At 38.8% G+C, this 20117-nt stretch carries 25 protein-coding genes; all 25 read right to left on the bottom strand.

The genetic code is table 11. The features are described 5' to 3' along the window. Window positions 1-450: 450 nt before the first annotated feature. The 25 genes from RCG17_RS24040 to RCG17_RS23920 all read right to left on the bottom strand — a co-directional run bounded on the left by RCG17_RS24040 (window position 451) and on the right by RCG17_RS23920 (window position 20106). A complete protein-coding gene (locus RCG17_RS24040; RefSeq protein WP_308172547.1) occupies window positions 451-717 on the bottom strand; it encodes a hypothetical protein in 267 nt (88 codons plus the stop codon). Window positions 718-877: 160 nt separating this feature from the next. Then, complete coding sequence (locus RCG17_RS24035; protein ID WP_308172546.1) at window positions 878-1531, bottom strand: DUF2306 domain-containing protein; 654 nt, start codon at window positions 1529-1531, stop codon at window positions 878-880. Between the two features lie 75 nt (window positions 1532-1606). Further along, the gene (locus tag RCG17_RS24030) at window positions 1607-2269 is read right to left on the bottom strand and encodes a VC0807 family protein (RefSeq protein ID WP_308172545.1); all 663 of its coding nucleotides are present in this window, start codon (window positions 2267-2269) and stop codon (window positions 1607-1609) included. 64 nt (window positions 2270-2333) lie between these two features. Beyond that, window positions 2334-2843 (bottom strand): GNAT family N-acetyltransferase, encoded by a 510-nt coding sequence (locus RCG17_RS24025; protein ID WP_308172544.1) that lies wholly within the window; start codon window positions 2841-2843, stop codon window positions 2334-2336. Between the two features lie 347 nt (window positions 2844-3190). After that, window positions 3191-3784, bottom strand: a complete 594-nt coding sequence (locus tag RCG17_RS24020) for a TetR/AcrR family transcriptional regulator (RefSeq protein ID WP_308172543.1) — start codon at window positions 3782-3784, stop codon at window positions 3191-3193. Window positions 3785-4090: 306 nt separating this feature from the next. Beyond that, on the bottom strand, window positions 4091-4297 hold the full coding sequence (gene tatA, locus RCG17_RS24015) for a twin-arginine translocase TatA/TatE family subunit (protein WP_308172542.1): 207 nt from the start codon (window positions 4295-4297) through the stop codon (window positions 4091-4093). Between the two features lie 175 nt (window positions 4298-4472). After that, window positions 4473-5474 carry a hydrogenase expression/formation protein HypE gene (hypE, locus tag RCG17_RS24010; protein ID WP_308172541.1) on the bottom strand — a complete coding sequence of 334 codons (1002 nt, stop codon included), beginning with the start codon at window positions 5472-5474 and terminating at the stop codon, window positions 4473-4475. Continuing rightward, on the bottom strand, window positions 5474-6586 hold the full coding sequence (gene hypD, locus RCG17_RS24005) for a hydrogenase formation protein HypD (RefSeq protein WP_308175937.1): 1113 nt from the start codon (window positions 6584-6586) through the stop codon (window positions 5474-5476). The genes hypE and hypD overlap by 1 nt, the downstream gene beginning before the upstream one ends. Further along, window positions 6561-6794: a HypC/HybG/HupF family hydrogenase formation chaperone gene (locus RCG17_RS24000; protein WP_308172540.1), complete on the bottom strand. Its 234-nt coding sequence runs from the start codon at window positions 6792-6794 to the stop codon at window positions 6561-6563. Before RCG17_RS24000 ends, hypD begins: the two co-directional genes overlap by 26 nt. Continuing rightward, window positions 6764-6991 carry an acylphosphatase gene (locus RCG17_RS23995; RefSeq protein WP_308172539.1) on the bottom strand — a complete coding sequence of 76 codons (228 nt, stop codon included), beginning with the start codon at window positions 6989-6991 and terminating at the stop codon, window positions 6764-6766. The genes RCG17_RS24000 and RCG17_RS23995 overlap by 31 nt, the downstream gene beginning before the upstream one ends. Continuing rightward, window positions 6976-7635 carry a hydrogenase nickel incorporation protein HypB gene (hypB, locus tag RCG17_RS23990; protein ID WP_308172538.1) on the bottom strand — a complete coding sequence of 220 codons (660 nt, stop codon included), beginning with the start codon at window positions 7633-7635 and terminating at the stop codon, window positions 6976-6978. Before hypB ends, RCG17_RS23995 begins: the two co-directional genes overlap by 16 nt. Next, on the bottom strand, window positions 7632-7991 hold the full coding sequence (locus tag RCG17_RS23985) for a hydrogenase maturation nickel metallochaperone HypA/HybF (RefSeq protein ID WP_308172537.1): 360 nt from the start codon (window positions 7989-7991) through the stop codon (window positions 7632-7634). The genes hypB and RCG17_RS23985 overlap by 4 nt, the downstream gene beginning before the upstream one ends. Beyond that, window positions 7984-8427, bottom strand: a complete 444-nt coding sequence (locus tag RCG17_RS23980; protein WP_308172536.1) for a hypothetical protein — start codon at window positions 8425-8427, stop codon at window positions 7984-7986. The genes RCG17_RS23985 and RCG17_RS23980 overlap by 8 nt, the downstream gene beginning before the upstream one ends. Further along, on the bottom strand, window positions 8406-8912 hold the full coding sequence (locus RCG17_RS23975) for a HyaD/HybD family hydrogenase maturation endopeptidase (protein WP_308172535.1): 507 nt from the start codon (window positions 8910-8912) through the stop codon (window positions 8406-8408). Before RCG17_RS23975 ends, RCG17_RS23980 begins: the two co-directional genes overlap by 22 nt. After that, window positions 8896-9699: a Ni/Fe-hydrogenase, b-type cytochrome subunit gene (gene cybH, locus RCG17_RS23970; RefSeq protein ID WP_308172534.1), complete on the bottom strand. Its 804-nt coding sequence runs from the start codon at window positions 9697-9699 to the stop codon at window positions 8896-8898. The genes RCG17_RS23975 and cybH overlap by 17 nt, the downstream gene beginning before the upstream one ends. An 11-nt stretch (window positions 9700-9710) precedes the next feature. Next, window positions 9711-11435, bottom strand: a complete 1725-nt coding sequence (locus tag RCG17_RS23965) for a nickel-dependent hydrogenase large subunit (RefSeq protein ID WP_308172533.1) — start codon at window positions 11433-11435, stop codon at window positions 9711-9713. Further along, on the bottom strand, window positions 11428-12507 hold the full coding sequence (locus RCG17_RS23960) for a hydrogenase small subunit (RefSeq protein ID WP_308172532.1): 1080 nt from the start codon (window positions 12505-12507) through the stop codon (window positions 11428-11430). The genes RCG17_RS23965 and RCG17_RS23960 overlap by 8 nt, the downstream gene beginning before the upstream one ends. Window positions 12508-12830: 323 nt before the next feature. Beyond that, window positions 12831-14684, bottom strand: coding sequence for a XylR N-terminal domain-containing protein (locus RCG17_RS23955; protein ID WP_308172531.1), 1854 nt, complete (start codon window positions 14682-14684; stop codon window positions 12831-12833). Between the two features lie 247 nt (window positions 14685-14931). Beyond that, window positions 14932-15354: an alpha/beta fold hydrolase gene (locus RCG17_RS23950; protein WP_308172530.1), complete on the bottom strand. Its 423-nt coding sequence runs from the start codon at window positions 15352-15354 to the stop codon at window positions 14932-14934. 44 nt (window positions 15355-15398) lie between these two features. Next, the gene (locus RCG17_RS23945) at window positions 15399-15749 is read right to left on the bottom strand and encodes an alpha/beta fold hydrolase (RefSeq protein WP_308172529.1); all 351 of its coding nucleotides are present in this window, start codon (window positions 15747-15749) and stop codon (window positions 15399-15401) included. Between the two features lie 27 nt (window positions 15750-15776). Beyond that, a complete protein-coding gene (locus RCG17_RS23940) occupies window positions 15777-16115 on the bottom strand; it encodes a 2Fe-2S iron-sulfur cluster-binding protein (RefSeq protein WP_308172528.1) in 339 nt (112 codons plus the stop codon). Window positions 16116-16159: 44 nt separating this feature from the next. Further along, on the bottom strand, window positions 16160-17074 hold the full coding sequence (locus RCG17_RS23935; RefSeq protein WP_308172527.1) for a catechol 2,3-dioxygenase: 915 nt from the start codon (window positions 17072-17074) through the stop codon (window positions 16160-16162). Between the two features lie 85 nt (window positions 17075-17159). Further along, entirely contained in the window at window positions 17160-18179 is a 1020-nt protein-coding gene (locus tag RCG17_RS23930; RefSeq protein ID WP_308172526.1) for an NADH:ubiquinone reductase (Na(+)-transporting) subunit F, read from the bottom strand. A 111-nt stretch (window positions 18180-18290) separates the two neighbouring features. Then, entirely contained in the window at window positions 18291-18572 is a 282-nt protein-coding gene (locus RCG17_RS23925) for a ubiquitin family protein (protein WP_308172525.1), read from the bottom strand. 28 nt (window positions 18573-18600) lie between these two features. Then, the gene (locus RCG17_RS23920) at window positions 18601-20106 is read right to left on the bottom strand and encodes a ferritin family protein (RefSeq protein WP_308172524.1); all 1506 of its coding nucleotides are present in this window, start codon (window positions 20104-20106) and stop codon (window positions 18601-18603) included. Between the last annotated feature and the right edge of the window lie 11 nt (window positions 20107-20117).

Here is a 20117-nt window from a genome sequence, read left to right as displayed (position 1 = left end):
GATACTCTTTTATTCCTATACTCCAACTGGGTAGAGTCTTTTTGGCATTACATGGGGGTGCTGAAGCTTTCTAATATAATGTTCAATGCAAAACAGTACAAATGCTATAATACAGAATTGGATTGTGCTTTAATTATAATCTTTATTTAAAATTGTGGCTGTTTATTCTCACCTGGAAATAAAAACGCAATAACGCAATAATAACAATGTTATTATCATCTTGTTTAAAATAAATTTGGAACTTCTTAATAACAATTCTTGAGATTCCTTTGTATTTTCCAAATTCCTCAGTATAGACTTTTCCAACAAGTGGATTCTTTAATATCTCCTCTATTTCTTATACAAGTTGAGAAATAAAATCAAAAGTTTCTTCTGGTGTAAATCTTGAACTTCTAAATCCAATAAGTTTCTCTCTCACAGCGGGAGTTCAAATTTCATTACGGGTTTCCATTACCTGAAATCCTTTACCGAAAGCGACTTTAAAGGATCTGATGTGGTAATTCCATGTCCATTCTTGTATTGTTCTGCACTTTCTTTAAACATTATTTCAAGTTGAGGTTGTTTCTTTACATCAGCTTCTATTGAATGATCGTCTTCCTCTTGAAGAACTAGAGTAAACCTCCCTTTACCAGGGATAGAAAATTGAACAACAGAATTTTCACGATCCATATTATTAATGTACCTCATGAGTTCCTCTGAAGACAAAACCTTACTCATTTTATCACCCCCGATTAAGGTATATTTATTCACATATTACCACATATCGTCAACTCCCCCCACTGAGGTAGACCGTTTCAGGAAAAATAGTGCCTGATCCCACAGGAAGACAATCATGGAAATAGTGTCTTCCTACGGTTTCAGGCACTGATATTTTTCATTAATAGATTTTTCCTATCGTCTTTTCTACTGATCCACTCCGAGTTCGTTTATTGAGATAGACTTGGGTGATAAATAAATTGATCAAAATGGAGAGGTACACCGAGAGCGAGAACGAGACACTTAGGGGAGCATGCATCAGAACCTGTATGATCAAAAGAAAAATTCGGAAGGTGACAAAGACAAAGGTGATTGCATAGCTCCGAAGCATCCATTCTCGATGCTTCGCTACGTTGTTACGCCTGATATAGACGATGGCTGTAGCTGTTGTCAGAAGCCAACAAACATCAGTGACAAGGAAGGCAATTGTTGACGGGACCCCGCCTGTCGCAAACAGCGAAATATATGGGACAACGAGGACATTTATAAGAATCGAAAGGCCATAAATACGGCCCAGAAAACGATGCACCTTTCGATTTTGGCGGCTCTTGTTCGTTAATTGATAAGCTCCAATTAATAATGCTATGACACCTAGCAGAATATGCGGAAAGAAGAACAGCTTCCAAATGGCATACGGAAAATTAGGATCCTGCAGCTTAGAAGAAACAACCCCCGCCTGTGAAGGCTTAAAGACGATGTATTGAATTACAATATAAAAAGTAAATAAATACGCAAATACATAAATAACCGGCAAAATTACTTTCTTTTTGAGCATAATTTTCCTCCTCTATGAACAAAAACTATTGATACGCTTCATTAGCAACTTGTAAATTTAGAAAATTTAGATTTTTTAAGCTAGTTTTCCGTTTGAGATGATTTCCTTGAATCGCTTTTGCGAATGTTTTCGATAAACAACGGTAAAGAGGATAGCAATTCCAATAAATCCGTACATGACGAAATTGGAGATCGCTAAAAATTGGCCCACCGATAATTTAAAGACAAGAATGGTTCGCACTGCTGCTTCACCAATTAATGCTAAACCCCAAACGATGGTGATTAACCGTAAGACAAACCGAAAGTAAGCGTATTGCCAATTAGCAGCAAAGGAAGTTGCTTGCTTCGGATCATCTCCAACCGTGAAACGAATAGCAAAGTAGAAAATTAATGGTCTAGGAAATAGCAGTGAAACAAGGAAAATGATGCCCAAGATGCCAGTTACAAACGATTCCCGAATTAAGAGTAGACGTTCACTTCCTCCGATACTTACCGTTATGATCCCAAGGAGGAAGCTAATGAGCATAAATACGGCAAATACATCCAGACTTCTTTTTTTCAACAGACTGAGTAGATTATCAATCAAAGGGATCATCGTCGCAATCGACAGTGCCGCTATACTTGACATATGTGACCTTAGGAGTTCGTATACAATGAATGGAAGCGCACCATTTATCAAAAGTGTAATAATAATCCCTCTAATAATTTCTTTTTTCGAGATTGAACTTGCTTGGTTCATCCTTAACCCCACCTCTTGGTTTATTTGGAATTATTTTCTAAAACGATTTTATGATATTCGAAGACTATTCGTCTATAAAATTTTTTTCGAAACACTGAAATGGATGCTTACGTAATGGGAATTGGATTTGCCCAACAGGAGAATATCCAGCCCTTTCATACATCCTAATCGCATTCGTGTTAGCAGAATAAGCATCCAACCGAATACTTGTGTATCCATTGGATCTTGCTAATGCCTCTGCGTGTTGAAGCAACCTCTTTCCAATTCCTTTTCCCTGCGATTCAGGATGAACTGCTAAACGATGGATTACCGCAGGTCTTCCTTTTAGATCACGCCATGGAAGACCAGAATATTTGGAACTTTGGTCTTGGTTCACGACCACGACACCTATGCAAATTCCTTCATTAAAAATGGCATGGATATGACCCTCTTTCAAGTTTTTCCCAATGACCCATCGGTTTGGGTAAAACCGATCCCACTGGTCGACGCCATTTTCCCTCAGATGGCTGGTAACAGCAGAATACAACGATTTTATCAGTTTAAGTTGATTGGTTGTGGCCACTTCAATGTTCATATTTTTTCACTCCGGTCTTTGGTAAGTTGCTTTAATAAACAGCTCTTCCGTAAACATGCCATGAAACCCAAATGGAATGTGATGCGGCACTAAACCCCTCCCTAATTCTTCAAAAGATTTGTCATCAAAAAACAGCAGCTATCTGCAAAACCGACCGTCGGTTTATTATAGTTCAAAAAAATACCTTTTCAAAATAAATTAGATCAATTCTTTGAATAGGTTAGTATATCATCTTATAGTAACAGTTTTATTCACAAACCAACCGTCGGTCTGTTTATGTTTTAATCATACATACCGTCAGTCGGTTCGTCAATAGAAAAATTGGAAATTTTTATTAAAAATAAATTTCATTGAAGTGAGCGCAACAAAACCTTTAAAATGTCATCTATCTGTATTTGCGGTCCTGCATTTTTCGATATAATATTTTGCACCCTTAGTCCATAAGTAAACACCATAAAAAGGGCAGCCATTTTTTCGGCATTGATTTCTTCAGGAATAGCCCCAGCTTTTTGTCCAGTTTGAATCCAACTCTTGGCCGTGTTCAAAGAAAAGCCGTAAATCTCATTAAGGAGCGACTCTACTTTTGGATTGTCAATTTGCCCCAGTAAGTAAGTGAAGATTTTACTTGTGACATCGTGACCTTCTGTTTGTGCTGCCATTCCTCCTGCAATAAATTGTGTCGGAAGGACAGCATCCTTTGGTGATGTTCTTTCAACCACCCCATGAAAATTGGTATCCATTTGCTCCATTTTCGCTTTAAGCACCAAGCCAAATAGTTCATCCTTTCCGGAAACGTAGTGATAAATTGCTCCTTTGGACAAACCCGTTCTTTCAATAATATCCTGTAAAGTGGTATGTCTGCAGCCTTTTTCCTTTATTAATTGTTCTGTTGTATCCAAAATATGTTGGAAGCTTGCGTTTTTATGCAAATTATTTGACATTATGGACCTCCCCTAATTATAATCATGAATCAGACCGACAGTCGGTATAACTTATATTAAAAACGAATAGAATCAATTGTCAACCCTAAGTTTATTTTGGTTATATATTTTCTTTGAATTCATCCTATTCAACAAAGCACTATTTTCAGCTGAAGAAATCACCACGATCATATAATTGTCCACTATTCTATACACAAAAAAGAAAAAACTATGGGGTCAGTCCCCCGCCTCATTACGCGTTACTTGAGTTGGGGACTGACCTCGGTATCCTAAGTCACTGACCGCTGCAATTCAATTTTTTCTTAATTAAATAGATTTTGTTTCTTTTTCTGATTTATTTGTTTCGGAAGGATTTTCTTTTACTTCTTCAATCAGGCCGGCAGTGGAATTTTTAAATTCCCTCAGCGTTTGCCCTGCAGCACGCCCAAGTTCTGGCAATTTTTTCGGGCCAAAGATAATCAGGGCTAAAATGATAATCATTATTAAACCAGGAATTCCAATATTCGATAACATACATAATCACTCCTCTATTTATTTTACAAACACTCCTAAATATTTTTTGGAGTAGTCCATTGCCATTGTACTTTTTTGGAAATCCTGGGGGAAAGAAAATCCCCCTCAAACCTATTTAAGAACCAATGCCAATCGATTTAAATGGCATTATTGTTACCATACACCGTCCCCAATGCTAACATATTCGGGGAAACATGGTGCCCGATAATCTTGTGAGGAGCCGTTTTGAGCCGAGTGGTGTTTCTAATAGGAGCTGGCCTTTGTTTTTGGCGATAATAGTGCCGATAACAACTGCATCTTTGCCTTCAGGGAACTCTCGCAAAATGTCTATCACTTTATCTTTTTCCTCTGCCGCAACGATCAAAATAGCTTTTCCCTCATTGGCAAGATATAACGGGTCAAAACCTAATAAGTCACAAACTCCATGGACTTCCGCTTTAACAGGAAGGTCTGATTCATTGATTTTCATTGTTAAATGAAAATCCTCGGCAATTTCCACAAGAGTGGTCGCAAGACCTCCTCTAGTGGGATCCCTCATGATCCGTACGCCATCAGTTGACGCTAAAACCTTTCCAAGCATGTGATTTAACGATGCACAATCGCTTTCAATGGGGCTATGTATTCCTAATTCTCCTCGAGCCGTAAGTACTGCAACACCATGGTCACCAATCGAACCGGAAACAATAATTGCATCTCCCTCTGTAAAAGCAAGGCTACATCCAGCATTCTTATCATATATACCGATCCCAGTTGTATTAATATACACACCGTCTGCACTGCCGCATTCCACCACTTTGGTATCTCCGGCTACAATCTTAACGCCTGTTTTCTTCGCTTCGTTTACCATATCTGCAACGACTTTTCTCAACTCGGCAATTGGAAAGCCTTCTTCAATTATAAAGCCGCATGTTAAGTAGACAGGCCTTGCCCCGCTTACGGCAAGGTCATTGACTGTTCCGGCAACAGCCAATTTCCCAATGGAACCTCCAGGGAAAAAAATTGGTTTAATCACAAACGAATCCGTCGTTACAGCAATTTTCCCGGTGGGAATTGTTAATGCTGCTGCATCGAATAACGGAGTATTGTTATCGCCAAATGCGTCTATAAACACATCACAAATGAGCCGATGACTTAATTCTCCCCCATCACCGTGTGCTAAGCTAATAAGTTTCTCCATTAAATACTCTCCCTCATGTAGTGATAATAAGCAGAGCAGCTGCCTTCTGAAGAAACCATACATGGTCCAATTGGGTTCATCGGATGACACGCTTTGCCAAACAGCGGGCACTCATTAGGGGAAATAAGTCCGCGAATGACTTCACCGCAGCGGCATTTCGTTTTTTTCGGCACTCCAACTGTGACGGTAAAAATTTTTTTCGCATTATACTGATCATATTCCGGCTTCAAATCAAGTCCACTTTTAGGAATTACGCCGATTCCCCGCCATACCTCATCACACTCGATTAAATATTTTGCCATCCACTCCTGACTCACCTGATTGCCGGTTTTACTGACAACAGAAGGATGGTTGTTTTCAATGGAAACATGACCTTGCATAGCCAGATCACTTAGCTTGTATATGCCTGAAAGTAATTCAGCTGTCTCAAAGCCTGTAATTACTCCGGAAATTTGATATTCATCTACTAAATAACGGTAGGAATCCTCCCCAAGTACAATGGAAACATGGCCGGGAAGTAAAAAACCGTCCAACTGGACATCCCCGCTGTCTAATAAATAGCGAAGCACTGGTTCAACCAGCTTTGTCGCCATCCAAATCGAAAAGTTTTTGACAGCCCGTTTTTCTGCTTCTCCAACCATAAGGGCCATGATTGGAATGGTCGTTTCAAAGCCAATTCCAAGGAAAATCACCTCTTTATTCGGATTTTCCTCTGCAACCTTTACCGCCTCAACCGGAGAATATAAAACACGAATATCCTTCCCGGCTATTTTCGAATCGAGCAGTGTCTTTTCGGAACCGGGAACCCTCATCATATCTCCAAAAGTGCAAATAATTCGATTCTCCCCTTCTGCCAAGGCGATCATCGCATCAATCGATCTTTGATCCGTAACGCATACCGGACAACCTGGTCCTGAAATCAAATTCACGTACTCTTTTAAAGCCTGCTTTATTCCTGTACGGGCAAGCGCCATTGTATGGGAGCCGCAAACCTCCATGAAGGCAGGATTGCGCCCAAATCTCAATTGAAATTCTTTCGCTTTCTCAATAACCTTTTCGACTAGTGGCTTGCAGATTTCCGGATTGTTAGATTGTTTCAGAATTTCGAGCATCAACGAGTTTCCTCCATTCTTCCACACTTTCTCTTGCATAATCCTCGTCCACAATGCTCATGGCCTGGCCTGCATGAACGATCACATAATCTCCAATCTCTACTTCCGATACAAAAATTATCCCCACTGTTGTTTGTGAACCCAGCACATCAACAGTGGCACTATATTCCATTTTCTTTACGACTTTTGCTGGTACCCCAACACACATCGATATTCCTTCTTTCTTATGTCCGCTATAAAGTTCTTGACTCGGTTCGTTTCCCCTTCAAGCTGAATCTTTACTCCATCCATATTATTTTGTACAGTTCCATTTAAATGGGAATCTTGTGCTAATCTAAAAACAAACGGACGAAACCCAACACCTTGAACTCGGCCTCTAATGGTAATTTTTACTGCTGTACGCATTGTCGGTATGCCTCTTTAATCCAGGAAAACCAATCTTGTAAGCCCTCATTTGTTTTGGCTGAAAGCGGAATTAATTTCGACTGCGGATTGATTTCCGACAGGTCTCTTACAGCTTCATCAACGTTAAAGTCAAGATATGGGAGCAAATCAGTTTTATTTAAAAGCACCAGCTCAGTTCGCATGAACATTTGCGGATACTTTGGAATTTTATCATTTCCTTCCGGTACGCTAAGAACTGCTACTTTATGATTCTGTCCCAAATCATAACCTGATGGACAAACCAAGTTGCCCACATTTTCGATAAAGAGCAAATCAATTTCTTCCAGATCAAATTCCCCTACGCAAGCTGCTACCATTCGCGCATCAAGATGACAGCCGCCGTGTGTATTAATTTGTACTGCCTTGGCTCCCATTGCCCGGATTCTGTCAGCATCTCTTTCCGTAGCCAAGTCCCCTTCAATTACCGCAATGCGGTACTTACCTGATAGTGCTCTGACCGTTTCCTCAAGCAATGTAGTTTTTCCTGCGCCAGGTGAGCTCATTAAATTGATGACGAGCGTTTTTGTTTTCTGAAAAAGTTCTCGGTTAAAGTCTGCTGCTATATTGTTATTCGTTAATACATCTGCTCTTACCATAACCTTCATTGTTCGTTACTCCCTTCGTATGATAAAATCTGAAATGTTTCTCCCTCCAATACTTTTCCAGAAGGAATTTTACAATTCGGGCATAAAGCGATTTTTTGAGTAGGATGATATTCCTCCCCGCAAATCACACATACTGCTTTGGCCGACTCAATATGAATGATTAATTGCGCATTAGGTGAAAACAAATGCAAGTTCTGATCGCGGAAAATATCAAAGGCCATTTGCAGTGCATCCGGCAATGTATTTGAGATCTCACCGACAATTAATTCCACTTTCTCGACTTTGTGAATCTCATGCTTGGCTGAATCTTCCTGAACGAGCTGAAGGATATCCCCCATTAGGGCCATTTCATGCACTGAAACCACCTAGTTTCTTTTCCTTATCAAATCCAATGTAAATCACATGGTCCTTCTTTTTTACGGGTATTGTCTTTAAAGATAGATCTCCTTGTTTTGTTTTAAAATTATATTCTTTCTCGCAATTGAAACATTTCCCAGTTGAATATAGTGTTGTAACGGTTATAATATTCGAACATTCATGACAAATACCACTCAAGACATGTATGTTCGCTCCGTCACGAATAACCATTATTGGACTTCCGTTAATAAATTTCATTTCCAGCTTTGAGCTGGAATCATCTGAACTCATAAGCGGAACCCATTTAATGCCTAATGTCTGGTCCATCACTTCTTCAACTTTTTGTAAGTCATCATGAATGAAAGGTTCGTAGACGTTTTTCATTGTTTGAAATAAACTTGTACCCATTTCTTTTAAAAATTCTTTTCGGTACATTCTGCAAACCTCCAGGCGTTGACTTGATCAATGACCGCTTTTGCAAGGTCAGGCAATTTTGTGCGATTTGTATCCGTTAATTCTATCCCCAGTTTTAAAGATGCAGGCTGCATCCCAATCATGGCAATTTGTTTTGGATACCGTTCACGCATTTTGGCTGCCAGCAATACTTCCTGGAATCCTAGTTGATGAATGGACATCTTTATACCAAAATAAGCAGGAATTTCGTCACCTTTTAAGGAAATAATCGTACCAGGCTCCCTCCCGGCATTAATGGCATCGATGATAATCAAGTTTTCTGCATCCTCAACAGGACCCAATAATCTCATCCCGTCTGTCAAACCTTCAATAATCTCAATATTTTCGTCATCTTTAAACTCTTCCACTAAAATCGGCAAAAGATGAATGCCAACACCCTCATCCGAGAAGAGGGTGTTGCCAATACCTAAAACTGTTATTTTTTTATCTTCATTTCTTTTTAGCATTTTTCCCACCAACTACTTTTTTTGGCTCTGTCTTGTACCCGGTAAACATCGATGAAACTTCTCCATTGCGCTCTAGGTAATCATCACGTAAAACCATATATACATGAATGAGAATAAACAGCATAAAAGCCCATGCCGTCAGATGATGCCAAGACCGGATACTATAGCTATTACCGAAAATATACGGCACCCAAGCAAAAAGTTTCGCCCAAATGGATTGCAGCTGTGGTTCAAAATACATATAGAATCCTGTGAAAATAATAATTAACGAACCAAATCCTTGAAAAATCCAATAGCTAAGCTGTGCCAACGGGTTATGTCCAGCATAGTGTGGCTTTTTATTTTTTAGGAATAAATAGAATTTCACCGTTTCAAATACTTCTTTCCAAAAAAGAACCCTTAACGGATTTGACGATGCATACTTATTCCCTTTAAAAACCCAATAATAACGATATAGAATGTTTGCCGTGAAAATGAATGCTGAGAAAAAGTGAATATATCTTGCCCAGCCCATGAAATTGGAGTAATAAGCCTCTTCAGGAACAGAAGCACTTACAAATGGTTTCCCAATGTAAATTCCTGTTATCATTAATAAAATAATGGCTAACATGTTGACCCAATGGAAAATCCGCACAGGCAATTCCCATACATACACTTTTACGGAAGCATTGACTTTTTTATATTTGATCGGTCTTTCAGGGTGAAATGAATTTTCACTATTTTCATTTTCATGTAAAGGCAATACAACTATCTCAGCATCTGAAACCTTACGATTGAGGCCATCCATTTGCCTCCCTCCTAACCCAAACGAATTTTAGTCGTTTGTTTCGTTTCTAAATCGGTCAAGTGAACAGCACAAGCTAAACATGGGTCAAAGGAATGAATAATCCGCATGATTTCTAACGGCTGCTCTTTGTTTAACAGCTGTGCTCCCCTAAGAGCTGCTTCATAAGCACCAAGTGTATTATTATTATCCCTTGGCGAAGCATTCCAGGTAGATGGGACTACCGCCTGATAATTTTTCGTTTTACCGTTTTCTATATCAATCCAGTGCCCCAGGGCACCGCGGGGTGCTTCCGCCCAGCCAACACCTTGAGCACTGCTTGGCCATGTACTTGGATCCCATTTCGTTCGGTCAAACGTAATTTGATTACCGTTCTTAATGTTTTTAAGAAGCTCATCCATGTCGTTTCTTAACCAATTGGCAATTAAAACTGTTTCAAGACCACGGGCAACTGTCCGTCCTATAGCAGATTGTAAGGCAGTGATCGGCAGATTAAGCTTTTGCAATGTACTGTCAACAATATTGACAAATTCATCTTTTCCAGCTGCATATCCGACCATAATCCGGGCTAATGGACCTGTCTCCATTGGTTGTTCCTTCCAGCGAGGAGCTTTCAGCCAGCTATATTGTTTAGTTGTATCTAATGTCGTGAAGGGTGCTTTTGGACAGGTATAATTTAATTCTGTCTGACCATTAAAAGGATGTTTACCGACTCCATTTCCTTTTTTCCCATCATATGTATACCAAGAATGATCAATAAACTCTTGTATTTGTTTCGTATCTTTTAAGTCTATATCATAAATTTGGCTTAAATTTCCATTCAAAATGATACCACGAGGCATTCGATAGTTTTTCACATCATAAATATTCGTTGTAGAAAAATCACCGTAACATAAATAGTTATTTAATCCTCCGCCATATGTCCAATCTTTATAATAGGAGCCAATAGCAAGTAGATCAGGAATATACACTTGATTTACAAAGTCTTTTGCCTGGTCAATTAATTGGGACACATGCATTAATCTCTCTGCATTTACAGCATTATCGCTATCAATATCTAGCGGTGTGGCCATTCCCCCGACAACATAATGAGGATGTGGGTTTTTCCCGCCAAAAATGGTATGAATCTTGACGATTTCCTTTTGAAAATCCAACGCTTCCAGATAATGGGCAACAGCCAACAAATTTACCTCAGGAGGAAGTTTATATGCCGGGTGACCCCAATATCCGTTGGCGAAAATACCAAGCTGTCCACTATCTACAAGCTTTTTCACCTTGTTTTGCACATCGGCAAAATATCCAGTTGATGAATTTGGCCAGCTGGAAATTGATTGTGCGATTTGCGATGTTTGTGCCGGATCCGCTTTTAGAGCGCTAACAACATCTACCCAGTCCAGCGCATGCAAATGGTAGAAATGGACAACGTGGTCGTGAATATATAATACTTCATTCATAATATCTCGTATTAGATGGGCATTTCTAGGAATCTTAATTCCTAATGCATCTTCTACAGAGCGAATCGATGTAAGTGCATGGACGGTTGTACAAACACCACAAATCCGCTGGATATATGCCCAAACATCACGAGGGTCCCGATCACGGACAATTAGTTCCAACCCTCTAACAGATGTACCGGAACTAAAGGCATCGTTAATTACCCCATTTTGATCAATATCAACCTCTACTCGAAGATGACCTTCGATTCTAGTAATTGGGTCAACAACTATTCGTTCACTCATTCTTCTCCACTCCGTTTATCGTCTCTCTTTTTTTGACAACTGTTCCTGTTGCATGAACGGCGATTCCGGCGGCCGCCACACCAATAGCAGACAATCCAACTTTATCCGGGTTGATTGTCGTTTGTGTACCTGGAATTTCTGCCCTTCTTGTGTAGAACGGTCCATTATCCCAAAATCCCGCTTCAGCACAGCCAATACAAGGATTTCCCGATTGAATTGGATAGCTTACACCACCATTCCAACGCATTTCCGCGCAGGAATTATAGGTTGTAGGTCCCTTGCAGCCAACTTTATATAAACAATACCCTTGCTTGGCACCTTCATCATCAAAATTCTCCACAAACAGCCCTGCATCAAAATATGCCCGTCGATTACATTTATCATGAATACGGTGACGATAGAATGATGTCGGTCGGCCAAAGCCATCTAATTCCGGCAATTTACCAAAGGTAATGATATAGGCAATGACACCTGTCATGACTTCCGCAATCGGCGGACAGCCAGGTATTAGAATCACAGGGGTATTACTTACATAGCTTTTAATTGATTTTGCACCTGTCGGATTCGGATGTGCTGCGGCAATTCCACCCCAAGAAGAACATGACCCATAGGCAACAATTGCTTTTGCGCCGGCTGCCATTTGCAAAAATGTTTCTTTCGCAGATTTTCCAGCTATACTTAAAAATGCTTCATTCTCTGGAAGACTGCCTTCAACCGCTAATATGTATTCACCTTTATAATTTTTCAAAACATCTTCCATCGATTTCTCTACTTGATAACCAGACGCTGTAGATAATACCTCTGAATATTCAAGTGAAATCATATCCAGTAAAACGCTTTCAGTTTTTGGTTGTGATGAACGGATAAATGATTCCGAACACCCTGTGCAATCCTGAAAACTAAGCCATACAACAGGTACTCTGGAACCCATTTCCATTGCTTTTACAACTTTATCGGATTTAGTGTAATCCAATCCAAGAGTGGCCGCTAACGCCGTGCACATTTTCAAGAAGTCCCGGCGAGTAAACCCATGCTCGATAACGGCTTCAAATACTGTTTTCTTTTTTTCCATCCGAATTCCGCACCCCATTTATTAAAATTGACACTGTTAAAAAATAACATATAAACAAAACCCTCGACATGGAACGTCTGAAATATACACAAAACTTTCTTAATTGTATTTACACTTTGCTTTTATTAAAAATTGGATGATTAATGAAAACTGTTCTGTGAAAAAAATAGTGCCTGACACCATAGAAAGACAAATTTAAAATAATGTCCTTTTAGGGTGTCAGGCACTCATATCTATATTGAAAATAAGCTTTTTTCTGTGTTTCTTTTTCATTCGTCTTATTTTCTAATTGGCAATACAATTCCTTTTTTTGAAAGCTGTTTCTATAATTCTTTTAAAACAATTAAACATTGAAGTGCTAAATATATTTCATGTCTATTGTAAGCGCTATTAATGTCCAGTTCTAAGATCTCATTGATCCTTTTTAGTCGATAACGTAACCCATTGATTGAAAAATTCATTGCACGGGCTGTTTTATAGGCATTGGACCCATTCTCTAAATAATAATAGAGTGTTTTGGTTAATTCCATGTTTTTACTTCTATCTTCCTCTTCTAGATTTCCAAGTATTTTATAGGAAAAATCTTTAACAGCTTCTAAATCCTTTGTTTGAAGCAACATTCCTATGATTCCTAAGGCATCGAAAAAAACAGGATTTTGGTTTCCCTTCGCGATTTTTAAAGAGGCGATACTTTCTTTGTATAATTTAGAAGCATCCTCAATCAAAGACTTACTTGAACTTACTCCCATATTAAATATGGATGGATGATAAATCTTTGTACAATAGTCAAATAGACTTTTACAAAAACTTTCCTTATCGGAATGACTAGTTGCTAGAGAGGGCTCTGAAAATAAAATGATCACATCGTCAGACTTTTTCCCTATAATTCCTTTGACTTGTTTCGTTTCCAAATATTTAAAAAGGTCATTCATTAATTGATCAGTATATTCAATTTTTTCTTTCAGGGATGATTCTGTGGTGCTTTGTTGGAGCGATACCATAAAATAAGGAGGTTTTAACTCAAAATCAATATAATGCGCACGAAGAACAATTTCCGACATTGAAATTGCTTTGTTTAGAATGTCATTTAAAAAACTGCCTCTGATCCGTTGTTCTGTATTAAACCGTGTTTTCTCATTTAAGAAATGCAATGAACAAGCTAATGCAGCCTGTCCTAAAATCATTTTATCTGCCTCGGTAATCGCATCCTTTTCCGCAAGTAGTGAGCAATAACCATGAATTTTTTGACGAAAATAAATCGGGGTAATCAAGCGCTTATGATCAGGAGAAATTTCAATAAATAAAGTTTGACTGATCTCATTCTTCCTGCCCTTTTTGTTTTGTTGCAGGGACAACCATTCTTTCCATTCATCTGAGTATTTTGTTGCTTCCTGCTCAGACATCCCGCCAAAAGCCCGAGGCTCACCATGCAAGTCTTCAATGATTACTGGCATGGTCATCGTTTCATACAATACTTGTGATAACGATTGTAAACCGGTTTCATAAATGACTTCTTTAAATAGTTTTAAATGAATATTATATGTTTTACTTAAACCATCTCTTTCCAATCTTAACTTCTCATATGTTTCTTCCAGTTCATCACTAATGTGATCTGCTTTATAATATTGACGTTCTTGTTCAACATAAAGGTCTCCATTCCAGCCCTCAACCGTCTTGCAAACCCAATGACAGTGATCATCACCCATTGCCATACACCGTGTTTCCCTGGCAATCACTTGTTTCCCCATAATATTCGATAAAGCGCCGCTTGCATAGCCGACTAATGAATGACAAACAGGTTCGTCACTATAACCAAAAAGCTTGATATGTTCTATAGCTTCAGTAGAATTGATCCAATCTCCTTCAAAGTGTAAGGTACCATTCTCAAAATCAACCTCACATATTTTAGGTTCTACTGTTACATGACCACTATCAGTATGCATTTTAGGCCCAAGCAGTAAAAGGTCTTTAGGATTCTCCCAATTCATTTCTACCAATGGCTTAAAATCAGCTACTCCACAATTCCAACCATAGCGAAGAAGGAACCCTTTTGAGCGCTTAATTCCTAATGTATCAATTAATTCCCTGCGAAGGGCACCAAATGCAGAACTCGGGATTGTAAGCTTAGGTTGAAAATGTATATCTTGATTTTGTAGTATTAACTCTTCGTATTTCAATGTGTCACCTTCCAAAGAATGAAATGATTAAAAGAATTATGAAGGGGCGGACGTAAATAATAAAAGGATCATATTACTTGAATGATCCTTTTATTATTATACTAAATATTCACAATATTACATACTTACCATTTTACTATTTTAATATAAAATAGTAAAACCTTTATACATTCATTTCACTTGGTAACTTCAAATATTTGAATCATCAATATCAATATAACAATGTTTGCACTATATCGTTCGAAGGTTAGTTACGAAGAAAGAAATTCTCACAAAGCTGAGCAAATTCATCTTTTTTTTCAATTTGAGTCCAGTGGCCACATTTTGAAAATAGATGTAACTCTGAATTTGGCAGCAGCTCCAAAAGCCTTAAGCTCGTTTCCTTATAAGGGATCACAAGATCATCTCTTCCATGAACCATTAATACAGGATGATCAATCTTCTTAATTTGTTCTTCTGGCAACGCTAAGCTATTCAGCTTTTCTTGACGAGGCTCTGCAAACATTTTGGAGAAAGCCTCTTTCAACCATGGTTGAATACTTGCTTCATAGCGCAGCTGTGCTAATTCATCTGTGGCAAATTCCTGATCGTAGTTAAAAATCTCTAAAAGTCGTTTCATATTTTCCATACTTGGTTCATAGCCCCATACTTTATCTAAACCATAAGTCATGTTAAATGGTAGAGCTGCCGCGCCCATTAAAACGATTTTTCCGACTAAATCCGTCTTTTATTGGCAATTTGTAAGGCTAATGCGCCCCCAAGCGAGTTACCAATCATATGCACTCGTCTTTCACCGATCGTTTCGATAAAACTAATTAAATGATTGGTCCACGTTTCAACACCATATTCGATACTTTCTGGTCTTTCTGTATACCCAAATCCCACAATATCAGGTGCATATACATGGAAGTTTTCTGAAAGCCTCGGTATAATGAGTCTCCAATTTGCCCATGCTGTAACTCCTGGACCTGATCCATGTATCAATAGTACAGCCTCGCCTTTCCCGCTCTCATGATAATGTGTTGAAATTCCATTTACATCGATATATTTAGCGTTATCCATCATCAACATCCTCATTTTTACTTTGACTTACTATTTACCTTCACCAATTTTCACTTGATTTTTCTCATTCTCTCTTAATTTTTCATAATCTTCTGCTGTCATAATTTCCAGATCACTTTTTGCTGTCATGCAACAGGCTAAAGCGTACCCACTCACTAATTCTTCATCAGATAGCGCATCATGTGATCGAATGATTTCTTGATCATATTCACCATTCAGCACTTTCACCTTACACATACCGCATCCGCCTCGTACACATCCTGTCGGTATTGGAATAAACTGGTCACGAGCTGCTCTTAATGGTGTTACATTTTCTGCACAGTCATATTCAAACTGCTGCCCTCTAGCACTAAGCGTCACTTTATACATAATTTTCCTCCTTATTCATCAAGTTGCTATTCCAATATTCAAGATTAGGTTAACGCTTTCATAAAGGATTCATGGAGTTCTCTACGGTGATAAAAAATACCTGTTCCAATTTTAGATGCATCCCATGTAATGGTCGGCATATCAGCATAGGCCATATATCCGCCAGCAAATGCTTCATTGCGGTTTCCAGATGGATCAAAGAAATAAATGGTTTGTCCTCTTGTGATTCCATGACGAGTAGGTGTTACATCAAACGGCACTTCATACATGGAAAGAATATCGGCTGCTTTAAAGACATCATGAAGTGACTCAACAGAAAATGCCGCATGATGAAGCTTTGCGTCAGGTCCTTTTACAAATGCGATATCATGTGCCTTATTGCCTGAAAATAAGAAGCTTCCCACTAGTTCTTCATTATCCTCAACGACTACTTTTTCACTTTGTCTAAAGTTCAGTACTTCGACGAAGAATCTTGTTACCGTTTTCAAGTCATCTCCCGTTAATAAGCAATGGTCAAGGCGATGTGGGGCAATACCTTTTGCACCTAATGGCCATGGATTCGGATTTCTGGTTCCGACAGCTGTCCCTAATAGATCAATTTCATAGTACAGTTCACAATGGTGGCCTGTTGGTAGGACAAAATGAACAGCTTCACCCTCTCCTAATCTTAAACGGTTTGATATTCTTGTTGTTTGACAGCCAAATTCCTCTATCTTCTTTTCAAAGTAAGCTAAATCGTCAATCGTTTCTACTTTAAAAGCGATATGAGCTACTCCTGCCGTTTTTGATTTGGTTAAAATAACACTATGATGATCGTACTCATCCCAAGCTTTTAGGTAGACGCTATCCCCCATGCGGCCTGTTTCTTCCAAACCAATCACATTTGTATAGTAATCTACCGAACTTTCTAAATCTAATACTTTTAGTTCAACTCTGCCCATACGCATAACTCTTGCCATTGTTTATCCCCCTTGCAATTTAATTTAGATTAATGAAAAATTTTCGTAAACTTAGCTTCCAATTCATATTCTTCACTTGTTTTCTTTAAAACTCATCATAAGCAATATTCGTGCCTTTCATGCCGCTTTTACTTAATGCATCACAGGCTGTTTCAATCATAATCGGCGGTCCGCAAAGATAAGCATCCATATTGGATGTATCATCCAGTGTGCGGGATATGACATCAGCAATAAAACCTGTTTCCCCATCCCATACATCAGATGGGGCTGGCTGTGATAAAGCCGGAACAAAGTGGAAGTTTGGATGCTGACGGACTAGTTCTTCCCACTCTTCTGTTAAATACAAATCCTTTTTCGAACGCGCTCCGTAGAAGAACCACGCCTCTTTTTCGAAAGATTGTGAAAATAACTCTTCTAAAAGTGACTTAATTGGCGCCATCCCAGAGCCACCAGCAATAAAGATTAAATCCTTATCTTTGCTTCGCAGCTGCATGCTACCATAAGGGCCAGAGCCTGTTACGGTATCGCCTACTTGTAAGTCACACATATAATTTGATCCTTTTCCTTCCGGCACCCGCTTTACATGAAACTCTATCATACTTCCCTCTTCATATTTATTTGCTAATGAATAGGCACGTGTATCATCTAAACTAGGAATTTCAAATTCGAAAAACTGTCCTGATGCATATTCAATATTTTGCGGTTCCTGTAATTTCAGCTTAATCATGTGAATATCGTGTGTACATGCTACATTTTCCACAACCTCTGCTTCAAAATCAGATACAGCGAAAAACGGCAGATCAGATTCTTCCTCTTCTACTTCAATGACTAAATCACTTTCTACCAATGTACTGCACATTAAGGTAAATCCTTCTTCTCTTTCAAAACTCATAAGAGAGTATTCAGATACCCGGTCCATGACTTCATAGTCACCTTCAAGAACTTGACATTTACAAGCAGCACAACTGCCATGACGGCATCCATAGGCAACTTGAACTCCATTACGAATAGCTGCATCTAATATTGTTTGACCTTCCTTGACTGTAATCACTTTCCCACTGGGTTCTAATGTAATTTCATACGTTTCAACCGCTGTTTTCGTCATTCCCTCTCTCCTCTCATGAAATTCGATTCCTTTTTTTGTAAAGTAGGAACCTTAAATCTTCTTCATGTGAAAAACGGTCCCACATGAAGAAGAATAGAATTTTTATAGAACTTACGCCTCTGCAATTTCTAAATAATCCCCATTACGAAAGCCGGCTTCTCTTATATTTCCATCTAAAGAAACTTCTGTTTTTCCATCACCGCGAATCAAGAATAAACGATAGTTCTTGTCGTTATTCACCTTCCAAGCCTCTAAACAAGCTTCAAACAATTCTTTATTTGTCATATCGTAACGAACATTTAATCCGATACTTCCATGAAACATATTTTCAGCCGCTTCTTTTAGCACCGGCCAGACAATCAATTGGTTTTCATGCTTCAAATAGTTTGCCATTCCCTTTCACCCCCTGTTTCACGTAGCTTTAGAAAAACTTTTTATCCAGTCCTAAATGTTTGCGATACTCCAGCCAATGAGCATGTTCCCTTGAAGAATAATGCTCTCCTGCATCTTCTGGAGATAAACCCGTATATTTGAAGATTCCAGCTATTGGATCATCACCAAATTCTCCACTTAAATAAGCTTCTGCCGGCCACCACATTTGCATGTATTTAAATGGATCACTCTCAAAAATATGCTTACAGCCAGGAGAACAAGTAATATACGTTTTATTGTTAAATTCACTATATTGCGTCCACATTTTTGACGGATTATCGGGATCCGGGAACTCTGCAGGAATTTGACAAACACTGCAGACAGATGGAATGCCAGGGCTTGACCCAGCTAGCACATGATCATCCATACGACGGAAATAAGGAGAATAGTAGTGTTCAAACGTTTCAGGATATTCCTTTGATAGCCATTCATAATCATCAGGCTGCAGACGGAATCCTCTGAACAAATTAGCATGTTTATAATGATCAAGGATTCGCATTACTGCATGAGAATAGTGATTTTTTTCTTTCATGCTGTCTTCTGCATGCTTTGGTAGACGAATGCCATATTTTCGTAGATCTTTAAATAACCCATTAAACACTTGTTCTTCTACATAGATTTCAAATGCTTTTTTCCAAGAAATTGGACGTATACGTGGATAATAATCAACAAGTGTCGCAATGACCGAGAACAGACGATAAGCTCTCCAATACCATTTGTCAAGCCAGCCTTGAATGATCGGAACGTTACGATCGTCTTCCTCTAATAACATCTTTAAGGCAGACATGCCTAATGCCATGTGGCGGGATTCATCCGATTGTACGCTTTTTCCAACAGCTGCAAAATTATCGTCGCCAACTGCACCAGCAGAAGAAGCAAATGGTAAGAACAGAATGTTTGTAAACACATATTCGAATGAGAAGGAAATGGCTATTAACGCTTCAAATGGACCAGCTGTCATCGCATCATCAAAGAATGATCTTGGTACAGTATTAAACCATAAGTTTTGTATAGTATTTGAAAAATTGTGAAGTCCGTCAATTTCTTTGCTCATATGAGAATAGTGCTTGATTTCAATTTGTGCATGACGCAATTCGTCGATCGCCTGATTGAATGTCGCAAAACGAACCGCTTCAATTGGAATGTTTCGTCCAACATACGCCATTAAGCGGTGCGCAGAATATTCAGCAGGCTGCACGGCTGTCGCGAATACTTTTACCCCTTCATACCAACGTGAATCAACGACCTTCGCGTGACCATCATTTGCTTCAAAGGCATTTCGTACAGCATGGTAGATTCCATCTTTCTCTGATTGAATCTTCACGTATTGGTTGTATGCCATACGAAAAGGATCTTCCCATCTGCTCGGATCTTTCAGGATAATACCTTCTTTTTCAATAAGCGGATAAACCTTGTTCATATCAAAATCTTTTGGTTCCCACATTAAATCTCTCGTCATTGCATGATATTTTTCCTTAACTCCTAGTTTCGCCACGAGTATACCCC

It is taken from the genome of Neobacillus sp. PS3-12 (assembly GCF_030915385.1).
Classification (GTDB): domain Bacteria; phylum Bacillota; class Bacilli; order Bacillales; family Cytobacillaceae; genus JAEVLT01.
This window is presented reverse-complemented; position numbering and strand designations above follow the sequence as displayed.

Bases quoted from the DNA above. Each gene is read 5' to 3' on its own strand.
- RCG17_RS24040 (WP_308172547.1), bottom strand. From the start codon at position 717: ATGAGTAAGGTTTTGTCTTCAGAGGAACTCATGAGGTACATTAATAAT.
- RCG17_RS24035 (WP_308172546.1), bottom strand. From the start codon at position 1,531: ATGCTCAAAAAGAAAGTAATTTTGCCGGTTATTTATGTATTTGCGTAT.
- RCG17_RS24030 (WP_308172545.1), bottom strand. From the start codon at position 2,269: ATGAACCAAGCAAGTTCAATCTCGAAAAAAGAAATTATTAGAGGGATT.
- RCG17_RS24025 (WP_308172544.1), bottom strand. From the start codon at position 2,843: ATGAACATTGAAGTGGCCACAACCAATCAACTTAAACTGATAAAATCG.
- RCG17_RS24020 (WP_308172543.1), bottom strand. From the start codon at position 3,784: ATGTCAAATAATTTGCATAAAAACGCAAGCTTCCAACATATTTTGGAT.
- tatA (WP_308172542.1), bottom strand. From the start codon at position 4,297: ATGTTATCGAATATTGGAATTCCTGGTTTAATAATGATTATCATTTTA.
- hypE (WP_308172541.1), bottom strand. From the start codon at position 5,474: ATGGAGAAACTTATTAGCTTAGCACACGGTGATGGGGGAGAATTAAGT.
- hypD (WP_308175937.1), bottom strand. From the start codon at position 6,586: ATGCTCGAAATTCTGAAACAATCTAACAATCCGGAAATCTGCAAGCCA.
- RCG17_RS24000 (WP_308172540.1), bottom strand. From the start codon at position 6,794: ATGTGTGTTGGGGTACCAGCAAAAGTCGTAAAGAAAATGGAATATAGT.
- RCG17_RS23995 (WP_308172539.1), bottom strand. From the start codon at position 6,991: ATGCGTACAGCAGTAAAAATTACCATTAGAGGCCGAGTTCAAGGTGTT.
- hypB (WP_308172538.1), bottom strand. From the start codon at position 7,635: ATGAAGGTTATGGTAAGAGCAGATGTATTAACGAATAACAATATAGCA.
- RCG17_RS23980 (WP_308172536.1), bottom strand. From the start codon at position 8,427: ATGTACCGAAAAGAATTTTTAAAAGAAATGGGTACAAGTTTATTTCAA.
- RCG17_RS23975 (WP_308172535.1), bottom strand. From the start codon at position 8,912: ATGCTAAAAAGAAATGAAGATAAAAAAATAACAGTTTTAGGTATTGGC.
- cybH (WP_308172534.1), bottom strand. From the start codon at position 9,699: ATGGATGGCCTCAATCGTAAGGTTTCAGATGCTGAGATAGTTGTATTG.
- RCG17_RS23965 (WP_308172533.1), bottom strand. From the start codon at position 11,435: ATGAGTGAACGAATAGTTGTTGACCCAATTACTAGAATCGAAGGTCAT.
- RCG17_RS23960 (WP_308172532.1), bottom strand. From the start codon at position 12,507: ATGGAAAAAAAGAAAACAGTATTTGAAGCCGTTATCGAGCATGGGTTT.
- RCG17_RS23950 (WP_308172530.1), bottom strand. From the start codon at position 15,354: ATGACTTATGGTTTAGATAAAGTATGGGGCTATGAACCAAGTATGGAA.
- RCG17_RS23945 (WP_308172529.1), bottom strand. From the start codon at position 15,749: ATGATGGATAACGCTAAATATATCGATGTAAATGGAATTTCAACACAT.
- RCG17_RS23940 (WP_308172528.1), bottom strand. From the start codon at position 16,115: ATGTATAAAGTGACGCTTAGTGCTAGAGGGCAGCAGTTTGAATATGAC.
- RCG17_RS23935 (WP_308172527.1), bottom strand. From the start codon at position 17,074: ATGGCAAGAGTTATGCGTATGGGCAGAGTTGAACTAAAAGTATTAGAT.
- RCG17_RS23930 (WP_308172526.1), bottom strand. From the start codon at position 18,179: ATGACGAAAACAGCGGTTGAAACGTATGAAATTACATTAGAACCCAGT.
- RCG17_RS23925 (WP_308172525.1), bottom strand. From the start codon at position 18,572: ATGGCAAACTATTTGAAGCATGAAAACCAATTGATTGTCTGGCCGGTG.